Source organism: Hymenobacter properus, from assembly GCF_015694735.1.
GTDB lineage: Bacteria > Bacteroidota > Bacteroidia > Cytophagales > Hymenobacteraceae > Hymenobacter > Hymenobacter properus.
In genome coordinates, this window is the sequence record NZ_JADQDP010000002.1 from 50,717 (window position 1) to 66,399 (window position 15,683).

The following is a 15,683-nucleotide window of genomic DNA, read 5'->3' on the forward strand; positions in this document are numbered from 1 at the left end:
TCACGCAAGTGGGCCGGCCTTTTTTATGTCGGTAGTAGCGCTATGGCAACAGCACCCGCTTCGTGATTTGCTCGCCGCTAGCCGCGCTGATGCGCAGGAAATAGAGGCCGGCGGGGACAGCTGATAAGTCCAGGTGCCATTGGTTGGCCTGATGAGGCAATTGAGCAGGGGAATAGTCGAGGCAGAGGCGTCCGGCTGCATCGAGCAGTTGCAGGCTTTGGAAGGCCTTGTCGGGTGGGGCTACCAACGTCAGGGAGCGGCCCGTGGCCGGCACGGGAAACAGGGCCCAGCTATCGGCTGCGGGGCGCACAGCCAGTGCACTTCCCACCTGAAACGCAGCTAAAGCCGTATTGCGCCGGTACTCTATGCACTGCTGGGTGCTGGCCGAAACTATCCCAACAAATACGATGGTGTAGGCGCCCGCCGGGAGCTGGCCGACGCTCACCGTGTCGGTGTACGTTCGAGGCTGAGCGGTAGGACCGTCGTAGTAGCACCCAGTGAAGGTAAGGTTGTTGCCATTTCGAGCAATGGTGTAACCAATCTTGCCTCCCCCGCCGCCGGTAGCGGCCTGAAAAACCAAGCGCACCTGGTCGGCGGCGGTGGGGTTGGCGGGCAGCACCCGCACGGGGTTTAGGTATGGGCAGCACTGCGCGTAAACAGCCTGCGTAGCAACCATGGCCAACAAAGTAAAGAAATAGCGCATAAGAGGGCAGGTTTAAGGGCGGAACTCATGCTTTGCTGACCGGCAAGCTGGCTGTTTGGTTGCCAAGTATATATAATTATTGGTTAGCTACCGCCCAGCGCCGCCCGCACGGCTGGCGCCACCTGCGTGCCCAGCAGCTCCACGGAACGCAGCACGCTTTGGTGCGCAATGCCTTCGATAACCAATTGCGCCAGAAAACGGGTGTTCTGGAACAGTCGGTGCTGGTAGAGCAGCTTGTCGATGATGTCCTGCGGCGCGCCCACCAGCAGCGGGCCTTGCGGGCCGCAGAGATAGTCGAAGTGACGGCGGTCCATGGGCGACCAGCCCCGCTCGCGGCCGATTCGGTTCATGAGCGTGGAGTAGGGCGGGAAAAACTCGTCGCGGGCCTGCTGGGCGGTATCGGCCACGTGCAGGTGGCAGTTGATGGCCAGTTGCAGGGCGGCCACGTCGTGCCCGGCTTTCTGGGCCGATTCGCGGTATAGCTCGGCAAAGGGCACGTACTGCGCGGGTGCCCCGCCCAGGATGGCAATGGTGAGCGGCAGCCCCAGTTGCCCGGCCCGCACCACCGAGGCCGGCGTGCCGCCCACGCCAATCCAAACGGGAATTTTGGCCTGTGCCGGGCGCGGGTACACGCCCTTGGCCTCAATGGGCGCGCGGTGCTTGCCCTGCCAGGTCACCACTTCGTTCTCGTTGATTTTGAGGAATAACTGCAGCTTCTCGATAAACAGCGCATCGTAGTCCTTCAAATCCTGCCCGAACAGCGGAAACGACTCAATGAAGGAGCCGCGACCGGCAATCATCTCGGCCCGGCCGTTGGAGATGAGGTCCACGGTGGCGAAGTTCTGGAAGGTCCGCACCGGGTCGACGGAGCTGAGCACGGTGACGGCACTGCTGAGGCGGATGCGTTTGGTGACGGCGGCCACGGCGGCCAGAATAACTTCGGGCGCAGAGATGATGAAGTCGGGCCGGTGGTGCTCGCCGAGAGCCAGCACGTCGAGGCCTACTTCATCGGCTAGCCGGCCCATGGCCAGGATTTCCTGCATGCGTTGGGCGGCGGCATGGTCCTGGCCGGCGAGGTGGGCGGGGGCGACTTCGCCAAATGAGCTGATTCCGATTTGCATAAGGTAGGGAAAGGTGTTGTAGAGGCGCGACCCTTCGCGTCTCGTCGTTGAACAACCAGAAAAGGGGCCAGGCGTTTTCCTTCAACCCAAAGACGCGAAGGGTTGTGCCTCTACAGCGCCGGCACCACGTCCATGTTGGCGAAGCAAAAACTCCACACGTCGGCCCACTCGTCGATGAGCAGGGCGGTGCTTTTGCCGGCGCCGTGGCCGGCATTCACGTCAATGCGGATGAGGGTGGGGTGTGGGCCGGCGTTGGCGGCCTGCAGGGCGGCAGCGTACTTGAAGGAGTGCGCGGGCACCACCCGGTCGTCGTGGTCGGCGGTGGTGATGAGCGTGGCGGGGTAGGACGTGCCGGGCCGCAGGTTGTGCAGGGGCGAGAAAGCCAGCAGGTTATGGAACTGCGCCTCGTCGTCGGAGGTGCCGTATTCGGGGGCCCAGTTCCAGCCGATGGTGAACTTCTGGTAGCGTAGCATGTCCATCACGCCCACGGCGGGCAGGGCCACGCGACACAGGTCGGGGCGCTGGTTGGCCACGGCGCCCACCAGCAGGCCGCCGTTAGAGCCACCCGCAATGGCGAGGTGCTGCGTGTTGGTGTAATTATTCGTTTTGAGGTATTCGGCGGCGGCAATGAAGTCGTCGAACACGTTTTGCTTATGGGGCGTCATGCCAGCGCGGTGCCATTCTTCGCCGTATTCGCCACCGCCGCGCAGGTTGGCCACGGCCAGGATGCCGCCGTTTTCGAGCCACAGCATGCGCGCCACCGAGAAGCCGGGCGTGAGGCTCACGTTGAAGCCACCGTAGCCGTAGAGGTAAGTGGGGTGCTGGCCGTTCAGTTCCAGGCCGCGCTTGTGCACGATGAACATCGGAATGCGCGTGCCGTCCTTGCTGGGGTAGAATACCTGCGTGGTGTCGTAGTCGGCCGGGTTCACATCCACCGCCGGGGCGCGAAACACCGTGCTGGTATTCGTAGCGATGTCGTAGCGGTAGATGGTGGTGGGATAGGTGAAGGAAGTGAAGGCATAGTATACCGCCGTGGCCTCGCGCCGCCCGCCGAAGCCACTGGCCGTGCCAATGGCGGGCAGTGCCACATCGTGCCGGAATTCGCCCTGCTCCGAATACACTTTCACCTGTGAGCTGGCGTCGTGCAGGTAGCTTGCCAGGAGGTAGCCGCCGGCCTGCGACACGCTTTCGAGCTTGTTGGCGGTTTCGGGCAGCACCTCGCGCCAGTGCGCTTCGGCGGGCCGGCCGGGGTCGATACCGACCACGCGGTAGTTCGGCGCCTGGTAGTTGGTGTACACCAGCACCTCGCCGCCCACATTGCCGATGACGGTGTTGTTGAATTCGTAGGAATCGAACAGCGTCACCCAGGCCTCGGCCTGGGCCGCGGCGGTGAGGTCCCGCACCAGCAGGCGGTTGCCGTCAGATACGCCATCGGTGAGGTAGAGGCACAGAAACCGCTCGTCCTCCGTAGCGCCGGCCATGCGGAAGCCCAGGGCCATGCCGGGGTTTTCGTACACCAGCCGGTCGTCGGCCTGCGGGGTATTCAGTTGGTGGAAGTAAACTTTATGAAACTCGTTTTTGCCCGACATGTCGCTCTCGCCGGGGCCGGGCGGGTCGTAGCGGCTGTAGTAAAAGCCGTTCGTGGTCCACGACGTGCCCGATACCTTCACCCAGTCCAGTACATCGGGCAGCAGCTCCTGGGTGCGCAGGTCCATCACACGCACCTGATTCCAGTCGGAGCCGCCGCGGCTGGTGGCGTAGGCCAGGTAGCGGTGGTCGTTGCTGAACTCCATGCCGGCCAGGGCGGTGGTGCCGTCTGCCGAAAACTGGTTGGGGTCGAGCAGTACGCGCGGTGCCTCGTTGCCGCGCTGGCGGTACACCACGGCCTGGTTTTGCAGCCCGTCGTTTTTGGCGTACACCAGCTCGTCGCCCACCTGCTCGGGCACGCCGTAGCGCTCGTAGTTCCAGAGGCTGGTGAGGCGTGCCCGAATGCGGTCCCGAAACGGAATCTGGCCCAGATAGCCAAACGTGACTTCGTTCTGAGCCTTCACCCAGGCGGCGGTTTCGGCCGAGTCGGGGTCTTCGAGCCAGCGGTAGGGGTCGGGCACGGGGGTGCCAAAATAGGTGTCGGTGGTATCGGCCTTACGGCTGTTGGGGTAGGTCACGGCGGGTGGTATCGGGGAGCTCCAGGCCGGCTTTGCGGCTGGGTTCGGCGTTTTCGGGAGTGGTGGCTTCGGTGAGGGGCTGGCGGCGGGGGAGGGTGTTGCGCGCGGGCGGCTCACTGGCCCGGCAGGCCGGCAGCGCGAGGGCTGCCAGCAGCACGAGCGGGCGGAGGGCAGCTTTCATGTGGTGGTAGGAATTGCTATAAACCGTCAAAATGTGCCTAGGGTTAACCTCGCCCCCGGCCGAACGGGGCCTACACGTCATCGCCTGCCGGCTCACCGTGCTCCGCTTTTGAGGCCGAAGAAGGTGGTGTTTCTGTTGCCGCAGCCGGCGCTACCGCAGCGGCCACCAGTTCGGGCAGGTTGGCGCGCAGCCAGCGCAGCTCCTCGTCCACGCGCTGGCTCACCAGGCGCTCCACCTCCAGGCGCTGGGCGGGGCTGAGCTGGTTGAGGGCTGGGGTAGCCACACTGGGCGCACTGGTTTCGGAGGCGGCCAGCACTAAGGCTTCGGCGCGCTTCACGCGGGCCACCGAGTCGGCCACGGCGGCGCTGGTTTCGGCTGCCGCCGCTTGGGCAGTGGTGGCGGCCTGCTTGGCCGTCAGGGTTTCGCGGCGCTGCTGCCGGCGCCAGTGGCCCAGCGTGATGCGCAGCATGATGTAGAGCACCAAGCTCAGAATGCTAAGAATGAGCGACAGCGGGGCGGCAAAGCGGAAAAGCAGGCTGCCACTCCCCGCGGTGGGCAGGGCGGTGCCGCCGGGGCGGGCGGCGTCGCGCTCGGCTGCGGCCTGGGCTTCGGCGGCTTCGGCTGGGCCGGGGGCGCCGGGCACGGCCGTGGTGTCGGGCTTCTCGGGGGCCATGGCGGCGGATACTTCGCCCAGCGGCGTGCCCGAGGTAACGTAGTTGGTGAGTGCCGTTTCGAGGGCGGCCACCCGCGCCATACGGGCAGGGTCTTTGCGGCGCGCGGGCGAGCCTTTGAGCTTGCTCACAATGGCTTTGGCCAGGGCCGCCAGCCGGGTAGGGTTGTCCTTCTTGCCTTGGTAGATGGCGCCGCGGCCCTCGATGGGCTGGTAGAGCAGCGAGTATACCCGCAGGCTGTCGGGCCGGATGCTGGCGACTAGGGCGTCGAGGTTGCCGCCCTCGCAGCGCACGGTGCTTTTGAGATTGGGGCGGCCGGCGTCGTCGTACACGAAGCGCACCGTGGCGCACCAGATTTGCACCTTGCTCTCGTCGAGCGAGGGCTGGCCGAGGGGCGTTTGGGCGCGGAGCGGCCCGGCGAGCAACAACAGAGCAAGAGCGGCCAGAATAAAGCGGAAGGTCATAAGCAGCGCAGTTTTGCCGAAAAGTACGGCGTAGGGCGCTATTTATTATGGGATTGATGCTATGCCTTCAGCCGGGGGGGAGGCACCCGCTTGTGTCCCGTCCGCGCCCACCGCGCCCTAACTTGCCCGCCGATGCTTCTCACCGACTACCTCCGCCGCTTTCAAAAGCTCCGCGTGGCTACCAGCCGCCAGCACGGCGAAGCGCCCTACAATCTTGCCCTGCTGCTAGCCGTGCTCGAAAACATCGCTGAGGGCTCCATCACCGGCAACCGCATCGAAATCACGCCTGAACTCATTCAAAGCCATCTGCGCCAACCTCAGTGCGTCCCCGCTATTCACGGCGGCCAACTTCGCCTTGCCGTTCTACCACCTGCGCTCCGACGGCTTCTGGCACTTGCACACCTGGCCCGGCCTCGACATCCTGCTCACCAAATCCAACTCCGTGCGCAGTTTCCGGCACCTGCGCGACGTGGTGGCCTATGCCACCCTCGATGCCGACCTCTGGCTGCTGCAAGTGCCTGCCCACCGCGCTGCCCTCACGCAGGCCTGGCCGGCATCCGCCGCCAGATACTGGAGGAGCCCGCTGTCCGCTACCGCGCCCACCTGCCTCTCGTCCAAATGCGTAATGGGTTCGACACCCTTGAACAATTTCGGAAAGCTATTCAGCAGCATCAAGGAAAGGGCGAGCCCAATCCTTTAATCGGCTGCATTGCGCGAGCGCTGTGAAAAAACTCTCCAACAAACGACCGTTTGTTGGAAGGCAAATTCCGCTCCTGTCTTTTAACAGTTTTTTGGCTAACAATTGACGTATTAAGTCATTGTTCAACCCGTTACTTTTCGAGGCTTGAAAAAAATTTTGCTCCTATTAGGGTTGATAACCCAATCACTGCTGAGCGCTGCTCAGTGGAATAACGGTCCAATTGACTCATTGGTCTTAAAGCGGTACTTGCAAAAAGCCATCACAATGGAGGCTTTATGTGGGTATCCGCCACCCAGCTACCGTCTCCCCCCCAGCAGGCCATACTTGGATACGGAACGGGCCCAGGACTTTGCCGACTTGAATAGCATCAACGCCATGTTCATTGGCCGAGTGGCAGGGTTTTGGGCTGATATCTGGGACACTGCTCAAGACAACGACCACTTTGACCGGACCTTTCAGAATGTGAGGAAATTGCTCGGTCCGGATTCGAATAAAGGTCGTATTGCCCAGGCAGCGGTGTTCGAATACGCCGGTAATGAACCGGATGCAAGTGGTTCCATAGACAGCAACATAAAAAATATTCATTTGCCCGATTGGGTCTGGTACGCTTGGCATCCCGCAACGAGTACGTACCCGAACCGAAATTTTATTCCGACAGACATTGGTTTTCTGGCTGGTCAAGGTCCTACGGGGTTTGCGGGCTTCAGCGTCGTTGACGTTACCAGGGACGAAGCTAAAATGTGGTTGTATTACCGCGCATGCAGTTACATCGCGAGCGACATCGAAGCCTTGCACATGGGACAGTGGAACTTGATTGCTTTTAAAGACGCTCAAGGAACCTTCGACGCACAAGGAACTCCGTTGCCGCCCTATTACCACACCAAGCAGTTGTTTGACAAAATCCGTTCGTTTGCCCGTTTTGGCGCAACCAACTTACCGAGCACCGTTCACTTTACGCAGCGCAACAGCCGGTGCGGCGCTCGCCGTCAGTATGTTATCCTGGATTGTCATTCCAAGCGCTCCATCAAATACTATAAGGAGGACCTGTTCAACTTTTATTCCTTTCCCATTCGACCAGTCAACAACCCCACCCAAGCGGGAACCGAGGGATTGTATGGACAAGGGCTACCTATCTACGGCACCGAATTGCGGATGGAATCCTGTGTGGACCCCTCAAACTCGATGGGCGGCATCCCCTACGGCGACCACGCCAACACCCGCCTATGGTTGGTGGAGTTCGATAACAGCGACGGCCCCCATCCCATAAATCCTATGCAGGACTGTTGGGGCCAAGATGAAATCTCATGGTTTGGGCAGCAGCCCCCCCGTTACCGCGCCGATTGGCTGCGCTACGCCTACACGTGGCTTAGATGCAATGAACCCGATATTGCCATGCAGATGCCGGGCCGCCGGTCAATGGGAAGTTCACGAGTGTACCGATTTAACGAGCCGAACACGCCTGAAAAATCTCGTATTCACGACTTATGGGCAGGTTACTACGATATGTTTTCCCCGTCGTACGCGATTCCCAGTGCCGCAAATCCCGCAGTACCAGCCACAACCCGCTCTAACATCGCCGTAGAGCTTGACGGGTCTATTTTTTGGACTGACCCTTCCGGAACCATTCGGTACGCCAAGAGCACCGTTACGGGTAGCATCCCCACCTGGAGCCATTATGCCATTCCAAACGTGAGCAACGCCGCCGGGGACCTCGTGTTCCATTCGAATGGGGTACTATTTTACCGTACAACGAGCAACACCATTGATTACTGCCAGTTTGTTGGTGGCTCCGGCTGGCAACACTTCACAACCAATACCAGCGGAACGGCTGGGAACGTCAGCGGCAACTTAGTGTTCGAGGCCCGCGGCCGGGTCAACAACCGGGTCAACGAGTGGACCGTTTTTTACCGCAGCATCCAGGGCTGGTTAGAGTACGTGAAGCTTGATTCAGGTACCAGCCCCGCCACCTGGAGCCATGATATTGTAACCCAGCAAGACCCCGTCGACGACACTGATGCAACCATTGCATGCCTTACTTCGGGCACTGTAGCCTTTGTATCCAATCATTCGCTGAAAGTATACCGCTGGATGAATGGCTGGACCAACATGCCAGTTGCAGATGAGGGCACGGTACGCGGAGAGCTGGCCGTGGATTCGTATTATGACGCTGCTGATGCGTTTACGGGGTGTAAAATATACTACTGCACCACAGAACATAGCGCGCCACCCGGTTCACCGTTCAACTCACTTGCCAATCATATTTGTTACCGGTTCTATGATGCGTCAAGCTCTTATATGGATGCCCCGAGTGCCCCTATAAACATCTTGGCGTACGGCGACATAAACATTCAGGACAGCGGCACGCTCATTTTTCGTACTCCCAACAGCATTGCCAAAGCCCGTTGGGGCTGCCTTAACGGTTCCAAGGCGGGTGGGTGGATAATAGAACCATACAGCAGCGTCAATAATTGCCACTGGGGCCTGACGCGGCAACGGGATGGTAGTTTATTCTACGTGGGCACCAATAACGAGGTGCGATACCTGACCTGGGAAGCCATCCGTTGATTCATCAGCCGCCATTCCGTCAATCGCACCGCTCTTGCCACGACAGTCGCGCCACCGATGAAGTCGAGTACTAGGTCAGAACACAAACCTTTCCTAATCCAGCGATGCTGTCACACCATTAACTGGCCTCCTTCCGTAACCGAGCCCATGGAGCGCCATTTACTCGATGCGTTGGGGCGGACCGTGCGAACCTACCAGCTAAAGGCTCAGGTTATTAAACCATTATTGGTAGAGCAGAATAAGCAGCCAGTAAGCTCCGCAGTACCTGGCGAGTTTACGTAACTTATTTGCGATTCAAAGTTTACGAAACGCGCCAAGCGGACGAGTTTCGCACACTCGGCTGCCTCTAAAAACCTACCCCGCGCCAAGGAATTTCCCAAGGTGCCCAAATGGTCCGAAGACATCAAAGAAGCCCCGGCCGCACACGCAGCCGGGGCTTCTTGCGTTGCTGTCACAGGCGGGCTAGCAGTGCCAGCATCATTCCAATTCAAGCCGCTTCGGTCTGTTTAAAGCCGTTGCGCTCCTTATAATCATCAGAAGCTACCCAAGCTCGATTCACAACCGGCTGGTCAATAGTTTCCACCGTTGCAGCGTTACCGCGCCACGGTGGAAAGTGCAGGCGCAGCACCAGCGCCCCTGCCAGCAGCACGGCCGCGGCTGGGCCCAGCGTCACCCACCAAAACCAGGCGGCCGGAAACAAGCGATAAGTGCTTTCTACCACCAGCGCCGCGTATAGGCCCGTCACCGAAATGCCCATGCCTAGGTAGTGCCATTGCCGCCACGCGGGCAGCAATGGCCGACACAGCACCGCCCCCGTGCCCACGCCCAGGGCCAGCGCGCTGGCCACCGCCCCGTAGTGCACAATGCCAAACCGCCCAAACAAAAAGTAGATGCGAAACGCACTCAGCAGCGCCACTGCCATGCTGCCTACGAAGGCCGCGCCCAGGTAGCGGTGCCGACGCGTGGCCTTGGGCGTCAGCATCAGGGGCGTGCTAGTGGCCAGGGCCAGCCCTACGGCCACCAGATGCACCACGCTGGCTGCAGAATGCAGAAAGGAAAACATGCTACCCAAACGCCGCCAGTGCGCCGAGGTTACTTTTTCACACCGTTTTCAAGCTCCAGCAGCGCAATCAAACAGGGCGGTCGGGCCAGTTCAGCACCAATGAACCCGATTGGAAAACTAGCGTCTCGACGAGGGCCTGCTCCTCGTAGCCATGGTCAACTGGCTTCTGGTGCACGCTCCATTACGGAGAGATAATGGCCCGCACCGCAATGGTCCCCACCTCCGGTACCTCGACCAACTGCTGGGGGCGACGGTCTGTCATTTCCACTAGCAAATCGGCTAGCACGGCCTCGGCCCGACCATCGGAGCCAAGACGGCGCACCCGAAGAACGCCTCGAACACTGAAGGTGACGCTGTCCGGCCCGTGGCCCGGGCCTGCCACCCGGCGAACCGCGAAACTCGTGTTGACCCGGCTGAGCTGCACCAGGCTGTTATGATATAGCTCCCGCTCCTCCCCACGCGTGGTAGTGGCTTGAAATAAATAGGGTCTGGAGGCTATCAAAGCGGGCACCGGCACCTTCTTCGTGAAAAATACCACGGTGTCGGGGAGCAGCAGGTCACAACTGAATTGCACGTTTGCTTCCCGCTCCACCCCCTGTGCCGGGCTCTGGGGTTGGGCCCGTGCGGCTACAGTGGCCAGCACTAGGCCGGCGAGCAGGAATGGTTTCATGCCTTTACTTTGATTAACAGAACAGCGTACCGCCGCACAGACGGCCCATTCGGGCCCTGCAAACTATTGGTCAGGGTGTTCGTTGCCTGCCTCAACCAAGCGCTGCGCCGGGGCGCCCAGGCCACATTCAGCGATGCGCGAACGACTTTGCAGCTGGCGGCAACGGCCTGCAACGAGGCTAGCTATAATCAATCTCCGTGTTGTCGCCGATATTCAGCGAGTGGTTCATGCCGCGGAACGAGGCATCGGAGCCAACAATGCAGTCGTGCATCACGGCCGAGCGTAGCTCCGAGTAGCTGCCGATGATGGAGTCGGTGAGGATGGTGTGGCTGATGATGGTTTTGTCGCCAATGGCCACGTTGGGGCCGATGATGGACTGCGAAATCTGGCAGCCCCGCCCGATGCTCACCGGCGGAATAATCACCGAGTCGGGGAATTCCGAGTAGTCCCGGTCGTCCAGGAATTCGGCCGTGTTCAGCAGGCGGGCGTTGGCTTCGAGCAGGGTTTCCTTGCGGCCGCAGTCAAACCAGTTGTCCACGGGGCAGGTGGTCATGGCCTCGCCTTCCTCAATGAGGTGCATCAGGGCGTCGGTGAGCTGGTATTCGCCGTGGGTGCGCACCTCCGTTTCGCGCAGCCACTCCAGGGCCTGGGCGAGCTTCTCGGCGTCGGCTAGCTTGTAGAGGCCCACCATGGCGTAGTTCGACTTCGGAATCTTGGGTTTCTCCACCACCTTGCTGACCCGGCCGCCGGCCCCCAGCTCCACTATGCCGAAGCGGGTGGGGTCCTTCACCTCCTTCACGGCCAGCACCGAGCCGGGCGTGGCCAGCAGGGCGGGTAGGTCCACGTCCACGATGGTGTCGCCGAGCAGGATGAGCACGCCATCCTCGTCGTGGCGGAACTCCTCGCGGGCCAGCCACAGGGCGTGGCCCAGGCCTTCGCGCGGCTCCTGCATCACAAACTTCACGTTGAGGTCGGGGTAGTTGCGGCGCACGTAGCGCACAATTTTATCGCCCAGGTAGCCCACCACGAACACAAACTCGGTGAGCCCGGCCGTGCGCAGGCGGTCGATGATGTGTCCCAGGATGGTGTTGCCGGCCACCGGCACCAGGCTCTTGGGCTGGGTGTGGGTGTGGGGGCGCAGGCGCGAGCCAATGCCGGCGACGGGAATAACGGCTTTCATTGTAATGAACCGAAGAAGAAACCGATGAAAGGGGAGCGAAGCAGGCCGGACAAGTCCAGCTAAGCAGCAAGCTACAACCAGTAGGGCCAAGCTGCGTACTTTGCGCCAGGTCCGGGGCTAAACCGCTGCCGGGCCCAGGTGTTCAAAATTACCCGAATACCTTTTCCTTCTTACCCATTCACCAACTCCCTTACTCCCTCACATGAAACGCTTTCTTCTGTACTTCGCGGGCCTGGCCCTGTTGCTCACCCAGTCGTCGTGCGGCTACAACGGCATGGTGCAGCGCGACCAGGCCGTGAAGGCCCAGGCCGGCAACGTGCAAAGCGCCTACCAGCGCCGCAACGACCTCATCGGCAACCTGGTGAACACCGTGAAGGGCGCCGCCAAGTTCGAGCAGGGCACCCTCACCAGCGTGGTGGAAGCCCGCGCCAAGGCCACCAGCGTGCAACTCAACCCCAACGACCTCACGCCCGAAAACATCAAGAAATTCCAGGAGGCTCAGAGCCAGGTATCGGCCGGCCTGGGCCGCCTGCTGGCCGTGTCGGAAAACTACCCCGACCTGAAAGCCAACGCCAACTTCCAGGAGCTGCAGGCCCAGATTGAGGGTACCGAAAACCGCATCAACGTGGAGCGCAACAAGTTCAACGCCGTCACCAACGACTACAACACCTTCACCCGCTCCTTCCCCAACAACCTGTTTGCGGGCATGTTTGGCTTCCCCCCCAAGCCCTACTTCGAAGCCGACCCGGCCGCCAGCAAAGCTCCCACGGTGCAGTTTTAACTTCAGTTATCAGTTAACAGTGAGCAGTGAACAAGTAGGCCGCAACCTACTGGCTGCTCACTGTTAACTGTTCACTATTAACTGCTAATCGATGACTTCCCCCCTTACCCCCGCCCAGGACGCCGCCCTGGTGGCCGCCATCCGGCAGGCCGAGGTCACGACCTCCGGCGAAATCCGGGTGCACCTCGAAGACACCTGCCCCACGCCCGAGCCACTCGACCGCGCCGCCCAGGTGTTTGGCGAGCTGAACATGCACAAAACCGCCGCCCGCAACGGCGTGCTGTTTTACCTGGCCTGGAAAAGCCGGCAGTTTGCCGTGGTGGGCGACTCGGCCATCAACGCCGCCGTGCCCGACGACTTTTGGGAAACCACCAAAGAAGCCGTGTTGGAGCACTTCCGGCACGAAAACTACGTGCTAGGCCTGGAGCGCGGCATCAAGATGGTGGGCGAGCAGCTGCAGCGCTACTTCCCCTACGACGCCAAAACCGACCAGAACGAGCTGGACGATTCCATTTCCTTCGGCGGCCAGAAGCCGTCTTCCGACGCATGAAAAACTCCGTGGCTGACGCCCGCCTCTTAGCGCTGCGGCCCGCGCCGTGGCGTTGGCTGCTGGTGCTGCTTCTGGCCTGGGCCAGCCTCGCGGCCGCAGCCCAGGGCGTGCCCCCGCGCCCCAACCCGCCGCGCCTGGTCAACGACCTGGCCGGCCTCATGCAGCCCGCCGAGGCCGAGGCCCTGGAGCGCAAGCTGGTGGCCTACGACGACAGCACCTCATCGCAAATTGCCGTCGTGACCGTGCCCAGCTTGGGCGGCGACGAAATTGCCAACTACGCCCAAAACCTCTACGAAAGCTGGGGCATCGGCCGCAAAGGCAAGAACAACGGCATCCTCATCTTGGTGGCCCAGCAGGAGCACCAGGCCCGCATCCAGACCGGCTACGGCCTGGAAGGCGCCGTGCCCGACGCCATTGCCAAGCGCATCATCAGCAACACGCTGGTGCCGGCTTTCCGCGAAAACCAATACTACGCCGGCCTCGACCGTGGCACCGACCAGCTTATTGCCCTCGCCAAAGGCGAGTACAAGATGGACCCGGCCGATGCCCGCCAGCCCCGCAGCCGCGACCGCAGCGGCTCGGGCATTCCGTTCTGGGCCATCATTATCGTGATGGTTATCATCTTCACCCTGCTGCGCAATCGCGGCGGGGGAGGGGGCCGCGGCAACCGCGGCTTCGGCGGGGGCTTCGTGCCACCCATCATCTTTGGGGGTGGTGGCTTCGGCGGCGGAGGTGGCGGCTGGGGCGGTGGCGGCGGAGGAGGTGGCTTCGGCGGCTTCGGGGGCGGCAGCAGCGGCGGCGGCGGCGCCAGCGGCAGCTGGTAGGCGAGCTGCCGCGTTAGGCTGCTAGCGTCGTCTGTCATTGCGAGGCAGAGCCGAAGCAATCCGTCCTGTCAGAACCAGACATACCCTTTTACCAGAAAGCCTCGGCTCCGCAATGGTGCCGGGGCTTTCTGTTGATTGGTCATGACATTGTTAAGGCCTTTTCACAGCGCGGGGTTAGTCGCAAAGAGAGGACGGATTGCTTCGGCTCTGCCTCGCAATGACAGACGAATAGAGCCGCGCACCTACCCGCGTTAGCCCCCCATCCAACCTTTTCGGCACAGCCCTAGTATCAGCCTATTATGTGGCCGCAACCAAGCTGCGCCTTCCTTCTTTCACCCCTTCTTATCCGCTAACGCCATGACTACTTCCCGTTTTTCCCTGTTTCTGCTTCTCTGCGTGTTCGCCACGGCCCTCACCAGCTGCGAGGCCATCGGCGACATCTTCAAGGCCGGTGCTTACACGGGCATCATCGCCGTTTTCTTGGTTGTGGCGCTGCTGTTCTTTATCGTGAACAAGATGCGCGGGCCCCGTTCCTAATCCTGTTCACAGCTAATGAAAAAAGCGCGGCTCCTGCAAGGGAGCCGCGCTTTTTCGTTTGAGGCCAAGCCGCTGTACTACTCGCTGCGCTTGCTGGGCATGGTGCCGATAATGTGGTCCCAGAGCGTACTGCTCACGCCAAAAGCCACTTCATCCTGCCGATAGTGGTGCTGGCTGTGGTGCGTCCACCAAACCTTGAGGAAGTTTTTCGGCGGCGCGTAAGCATGAATAGCATAGTGCACAAACAGGTACATGGCGTAGCCGAACGTGAAGCCCGACAGCAGCCCAAACGCATACGAGCCGAAGCTGAAGCGGAAAATGAAGAACAGCAGCGAGGCCACAAATACCGTGATGATGGGCGGCATGGCCAGGCGCGTTTTGTCCTTGGGATATTCGTGGTGCACGCCGTGCATGGTGTACTGGAACTTGGCACGGCCCGGCGTGGTAGCCGGAATGTGGTACACGTAGCGGTGCACCAGGTATTCTACCAGCGTGAAGGCCAGCAGCCCTGCCAAAAACAGCCCAAGCGCGCCCAGCCCGGTCATAAAGCCGCGGGTGAGGCCATAATACATGCTCAAAATACCTGTAATGGCGAAAATGCCCACGGGCAAGGCAATGTGCGTGTGCGATAGCCGCTCCAATAAAGGATTCTGAAACAGCTGGGCCGAACCCTTGTGCTTGGGGCGCACGGGGGTGTTGACATCGAATGCGGGCGTTGGCTTAACGTCTGGTTCTTCGGTGGATACGGATTGCATAAGGCTAGCGAACGACGAAATAATGAAGAGGCAAAATTACGATGCCGAGGGCAATGTGCCGGGCAAAGCAAAACCAATGCCTGCCAGCTGGGCCACCACGGCCGGCAGGGTGCACGCCGACGAACAGCGCAACCGTGCCTGAGCGTAAAACTTCATCCGGGCCTTCAGGGTTTCGCGCAGCCACGCTTCGGCCCCGCCCGCGGCGGCCAGCAGGGGCCGCTTGGCCACTTCCTCGGGCGGCAGGCGGGCGGCCAGCGCCTCCACCGGCACATCGAGCCATAGCGTGGGGCCGGCTTGGTTGAGCAAAGTCATGTTGTCGTGAAAGCAGGGCGTGCCGCCGCCCGTGGCCAGCACCAGCGGCGCCCCGCTGTGGGCCAGCGCCCGGCGCAGCATCCCCGATTCTATTTCCCGAAAGGCGGCCTCGCCATCCGTGGCAAAAATTTCCCGCACGCTACGTCCGGTCTGGGCTTCAATGGCGACATCCAGGTCGAGAAACGGCCGGTTGAAATGCGCGGCCAGCTGCCGGCCCAGCGTGGTTTTGCCCGCGCCGGGCAGGCCCACAAGGCTGAGGTGGCCGGAGCCGCCGGGAGGAAAGGGGATAGGAAAGGATGGTGCCTTGGTATTGTTTGTCATCCTGAGCAGCGCGAAGGACCTTATCACGTCCGCGTGGTTAGAATTACTATTAAACTGTTCTTATGTGGTAAGGTCCTTCGCTGCGCTCAGGATGACAGTTCCACCCAATGCCTAATCCCC

The 15,683-nt window shown here is 61.2% G+C and carries 16 protein-coding genes; 6 read left to right on the forward strand and 10 right to left on the reverse strand.

Annotated elements, in window-relative coordinates:
• Positions 1 to 40 precede the first annotated feature (40 nt).
• The 5 genes from I2I01_RS06390 to I2I01_RS06405 all read right to left on the reverse strand — a co-directional run bounded on the left by I2I01_RS06390 (position 41) and on the right by I2I01_RS06405 (position 5,305).
• Complete coding sequence (locus I2I01_RS06390) at positions 41 to 703, reverse strand: T9SS type A sorting domain-containing protein (protein WP_196285630.1); 663 nt, start codon at positions 701 to 703, stop codon at positions 41 to 43.
• Positions 704 to 786: 83 nt separating this feature from the next.
• Complete coding sequence (locus I2I01_RS06395) at positions 787 to 1,824, reverse strand: LLM class flavin-dependent oxidoreductase (RefSeq protein WP_196285631.1); 1,038 nt, start codon at positions 1,822 to 1,824, stop codon at positions 787 to 789.
• Positions 1,825 to 1,934: 110 nt separating this feature from the next.
• Positions 1,935 to 3,989, reverse strand: a complete 2,055-nt coding sequence (locus I2I01_RS23525; RefSeq protein ID WP_211537851.1) for a prolyl oligopeptidase family serine peptidase — start codon at positions 3,987 to 3,989, stop codon at positions 1,935 to 1,937.
• Positions 3,967 to 4,170 carry a hypothetical protein gene (locus tag I2I01_RS23175; protein WP_211537852.1) on the reverse strand — a complete coding sequence of 68 codons (204 nt, stop codon included), beginning with the start codon at positions 4,168 to 4,170 and terminating at the stop codon, positions 3,967 to 3,969. Before I2I01_RS23175 ends, I2I01_RS23525 begins: the two co-directional genes overlap by 23 nt.
• A 70-nt stretch (positions 4,171 to 4,240) precedes the next feature.
• Positions 4,241 to 5,305: a hypothetical protein gene (locus I2I01_RS06405; protein WP_196285633.1), complete on the reverse strand. Its 1,065-nt coding sequence runs from the start codon at positions 5,303 to 5,305 to the stop codon at positions 4,241 to 4,243.
• A 355-nt stretch (positions 5,306 to 5,660) separates the two neighbouring features.
• On the opposite strand from I2I01_RS06405, the gene I2I01_RS06410 reads away from it, so the two are divergent.
• Together I2I01_RS06410 and I2I01_RS06415 are read left to right on the forward strand one after the other, a co-directional pair.
• On the forward strand, positions 5,661 to 6,005 hold the full coding sequence (locus I2I01_RS06410; protein ID WP_196285634.1) for a hypothetical protein: 345 nt from the start codon (positions 5,661 to 5,663) through the stop codon (positions 6,003 to 6,005).
• A 144-nt stretch (positions 6,006 to 6,149) separates the two neighbouring features.
• The gene (locus I2I01_RS06415; protein WP_196285635.1) at positions 6,150 to 8,570 is read left to right on the forward strand and encodes a hypothetical protein; all 2,421 of its coding nucleotides are present in this window, start codon (positions 6,150 to 6,152) and stop codon (positions 8,568 to 8,570) included.
• Between the two features lie 487 nt (positions 8,571 to 9,057).
• Here I2I01_RS06415 and I2I01_RS06420 read toward each other — a convergent pair whose 3' ends face one another.
• From I2I01_RS06420 to I2I01_RS06430, 3 genes are all read right to left on the reverse strand, one after another.
• Complete coding sequence (locus tag I2I01_RS06420) at positions 9,058 to 9,633, reverse strand: DUF2306 domain-containing protein (protein ID WP_196285636.1); 576 nt, start codon at positions 9,631 to 9,633, stop codon at positions 9,058 to 9,060.
• Positions 9,634 to 9,814: 181 nt separating this feature from the next.
• A complete protein-coding gene (locus I2I01_RS06425; RefSeq protein WP_196285637.1) occupies positions 9,815 to 10,303 on the reverse strand; it encodes a hypothetical protein in 489 nt (162 codons plus the stop codon).
• A 178-nt stretch (positions 10,304 to 10,481) separates the two neighbouring features.
• Entirely contained in the window at positions 10,482 to 11,483 is a 1,002-nt protein-coding gene (locus tag I2I01_RS06430) for a sugar phosphate nucleotidyltransferase (protein WP_196285638.1), read from the reverse strand.
• A gap of 202 nt (positions 11,484 to 11,685) precedes the next feature.
• Here I2I01_RS06430 and I2I01_RS06435 point away from each other — a divergent pair, with 202 nt between their 5' ends.
• The 4 genes from I2I01_RS06435 (at position 11,686) to I2I01_RS06450 (ending at position 14,175) form a co-directional block, all read left to right on the forward strand.
• Positions 11,686 to 12,264, forward strand: coding sequence for a LemA family protein (locus I2I01_RS06435; RefSeq protein WP_196285639.1), 579 nt, complete (start codon positions 11,686 to 11,688; stop codon positions 12,262 to 12,264).
• A 91-nt stretch (positions 12,265 to 12,355) separates the two neighbouring features.
• On the forward strand, positions 12,356 to 12,814 hold the full coding sequence (locus I2I01_RS06440) for a TPM domain-containing protein (protein WP_196285640.1): 459 nt from the start codon (positions 12,356 to 12,358) through the stop codon (positions 12,812 to 12,814).
• Positions 12,811 to 13,638 (forward strand): TPM domain-containing protein, encoded by an 828-nt coding sequence (locus I2I01_RS06445; protein ID WP_196285641.1) that lies wholly within the window; start codon positions 12,811 to 12,813, stop codon positions 13,636 to 13,638. The genes I2I01_RS06440 and I2I01_RS06445 overlap by 4 nt, the downstream gene beginning before the upstream one ends.
• Positions 13,639 to 13,995: 357 nt before the next feature.
• Positions 13,996 to 14,175, forward strand: a complete 180-nt coding sequence (locus tag I2I01_RS06450) for a hypothetical protein (protein WP_196285642.1) — start codon at positions 13,996 to 13,998, stop codon at positions 14,173 to 14,175.
• A 77-nt stretch (positions 14,176 to 14,252) separates the two neighbouring features.
• On the opposite strand, the gene I2I01_RS06455 is transcribed toward I2I01_RS06450, so the two are convergent.
• Positions 14,253 to 14,930 (reverse strand): sterol desaturase family protein, encoded by a 678-nt coding sequence (locus I2I01_RS06455; RefSeq protein WP_196285643.1) that lies wholly within the window; start codon positions 14,928 to 14,930, stop codon positions 14,253 to 14,255.
• A 36-nt stretch (positions 14,931 to 14,966) separates the two neighbouring features.
• On the reverse strand, positions 14,967 to 15,563 hold the full coding sequence (locus I2I01_RS06460) for a shikimate kinase (protein WP_196285644.1): 597 nt from the start codon (positions 15,561 to 15,563) through the stop codon (positions 14,967 to 14,969).
• Positions 15,564 to 15,683 lie beyond the last annotated feature (120 nt).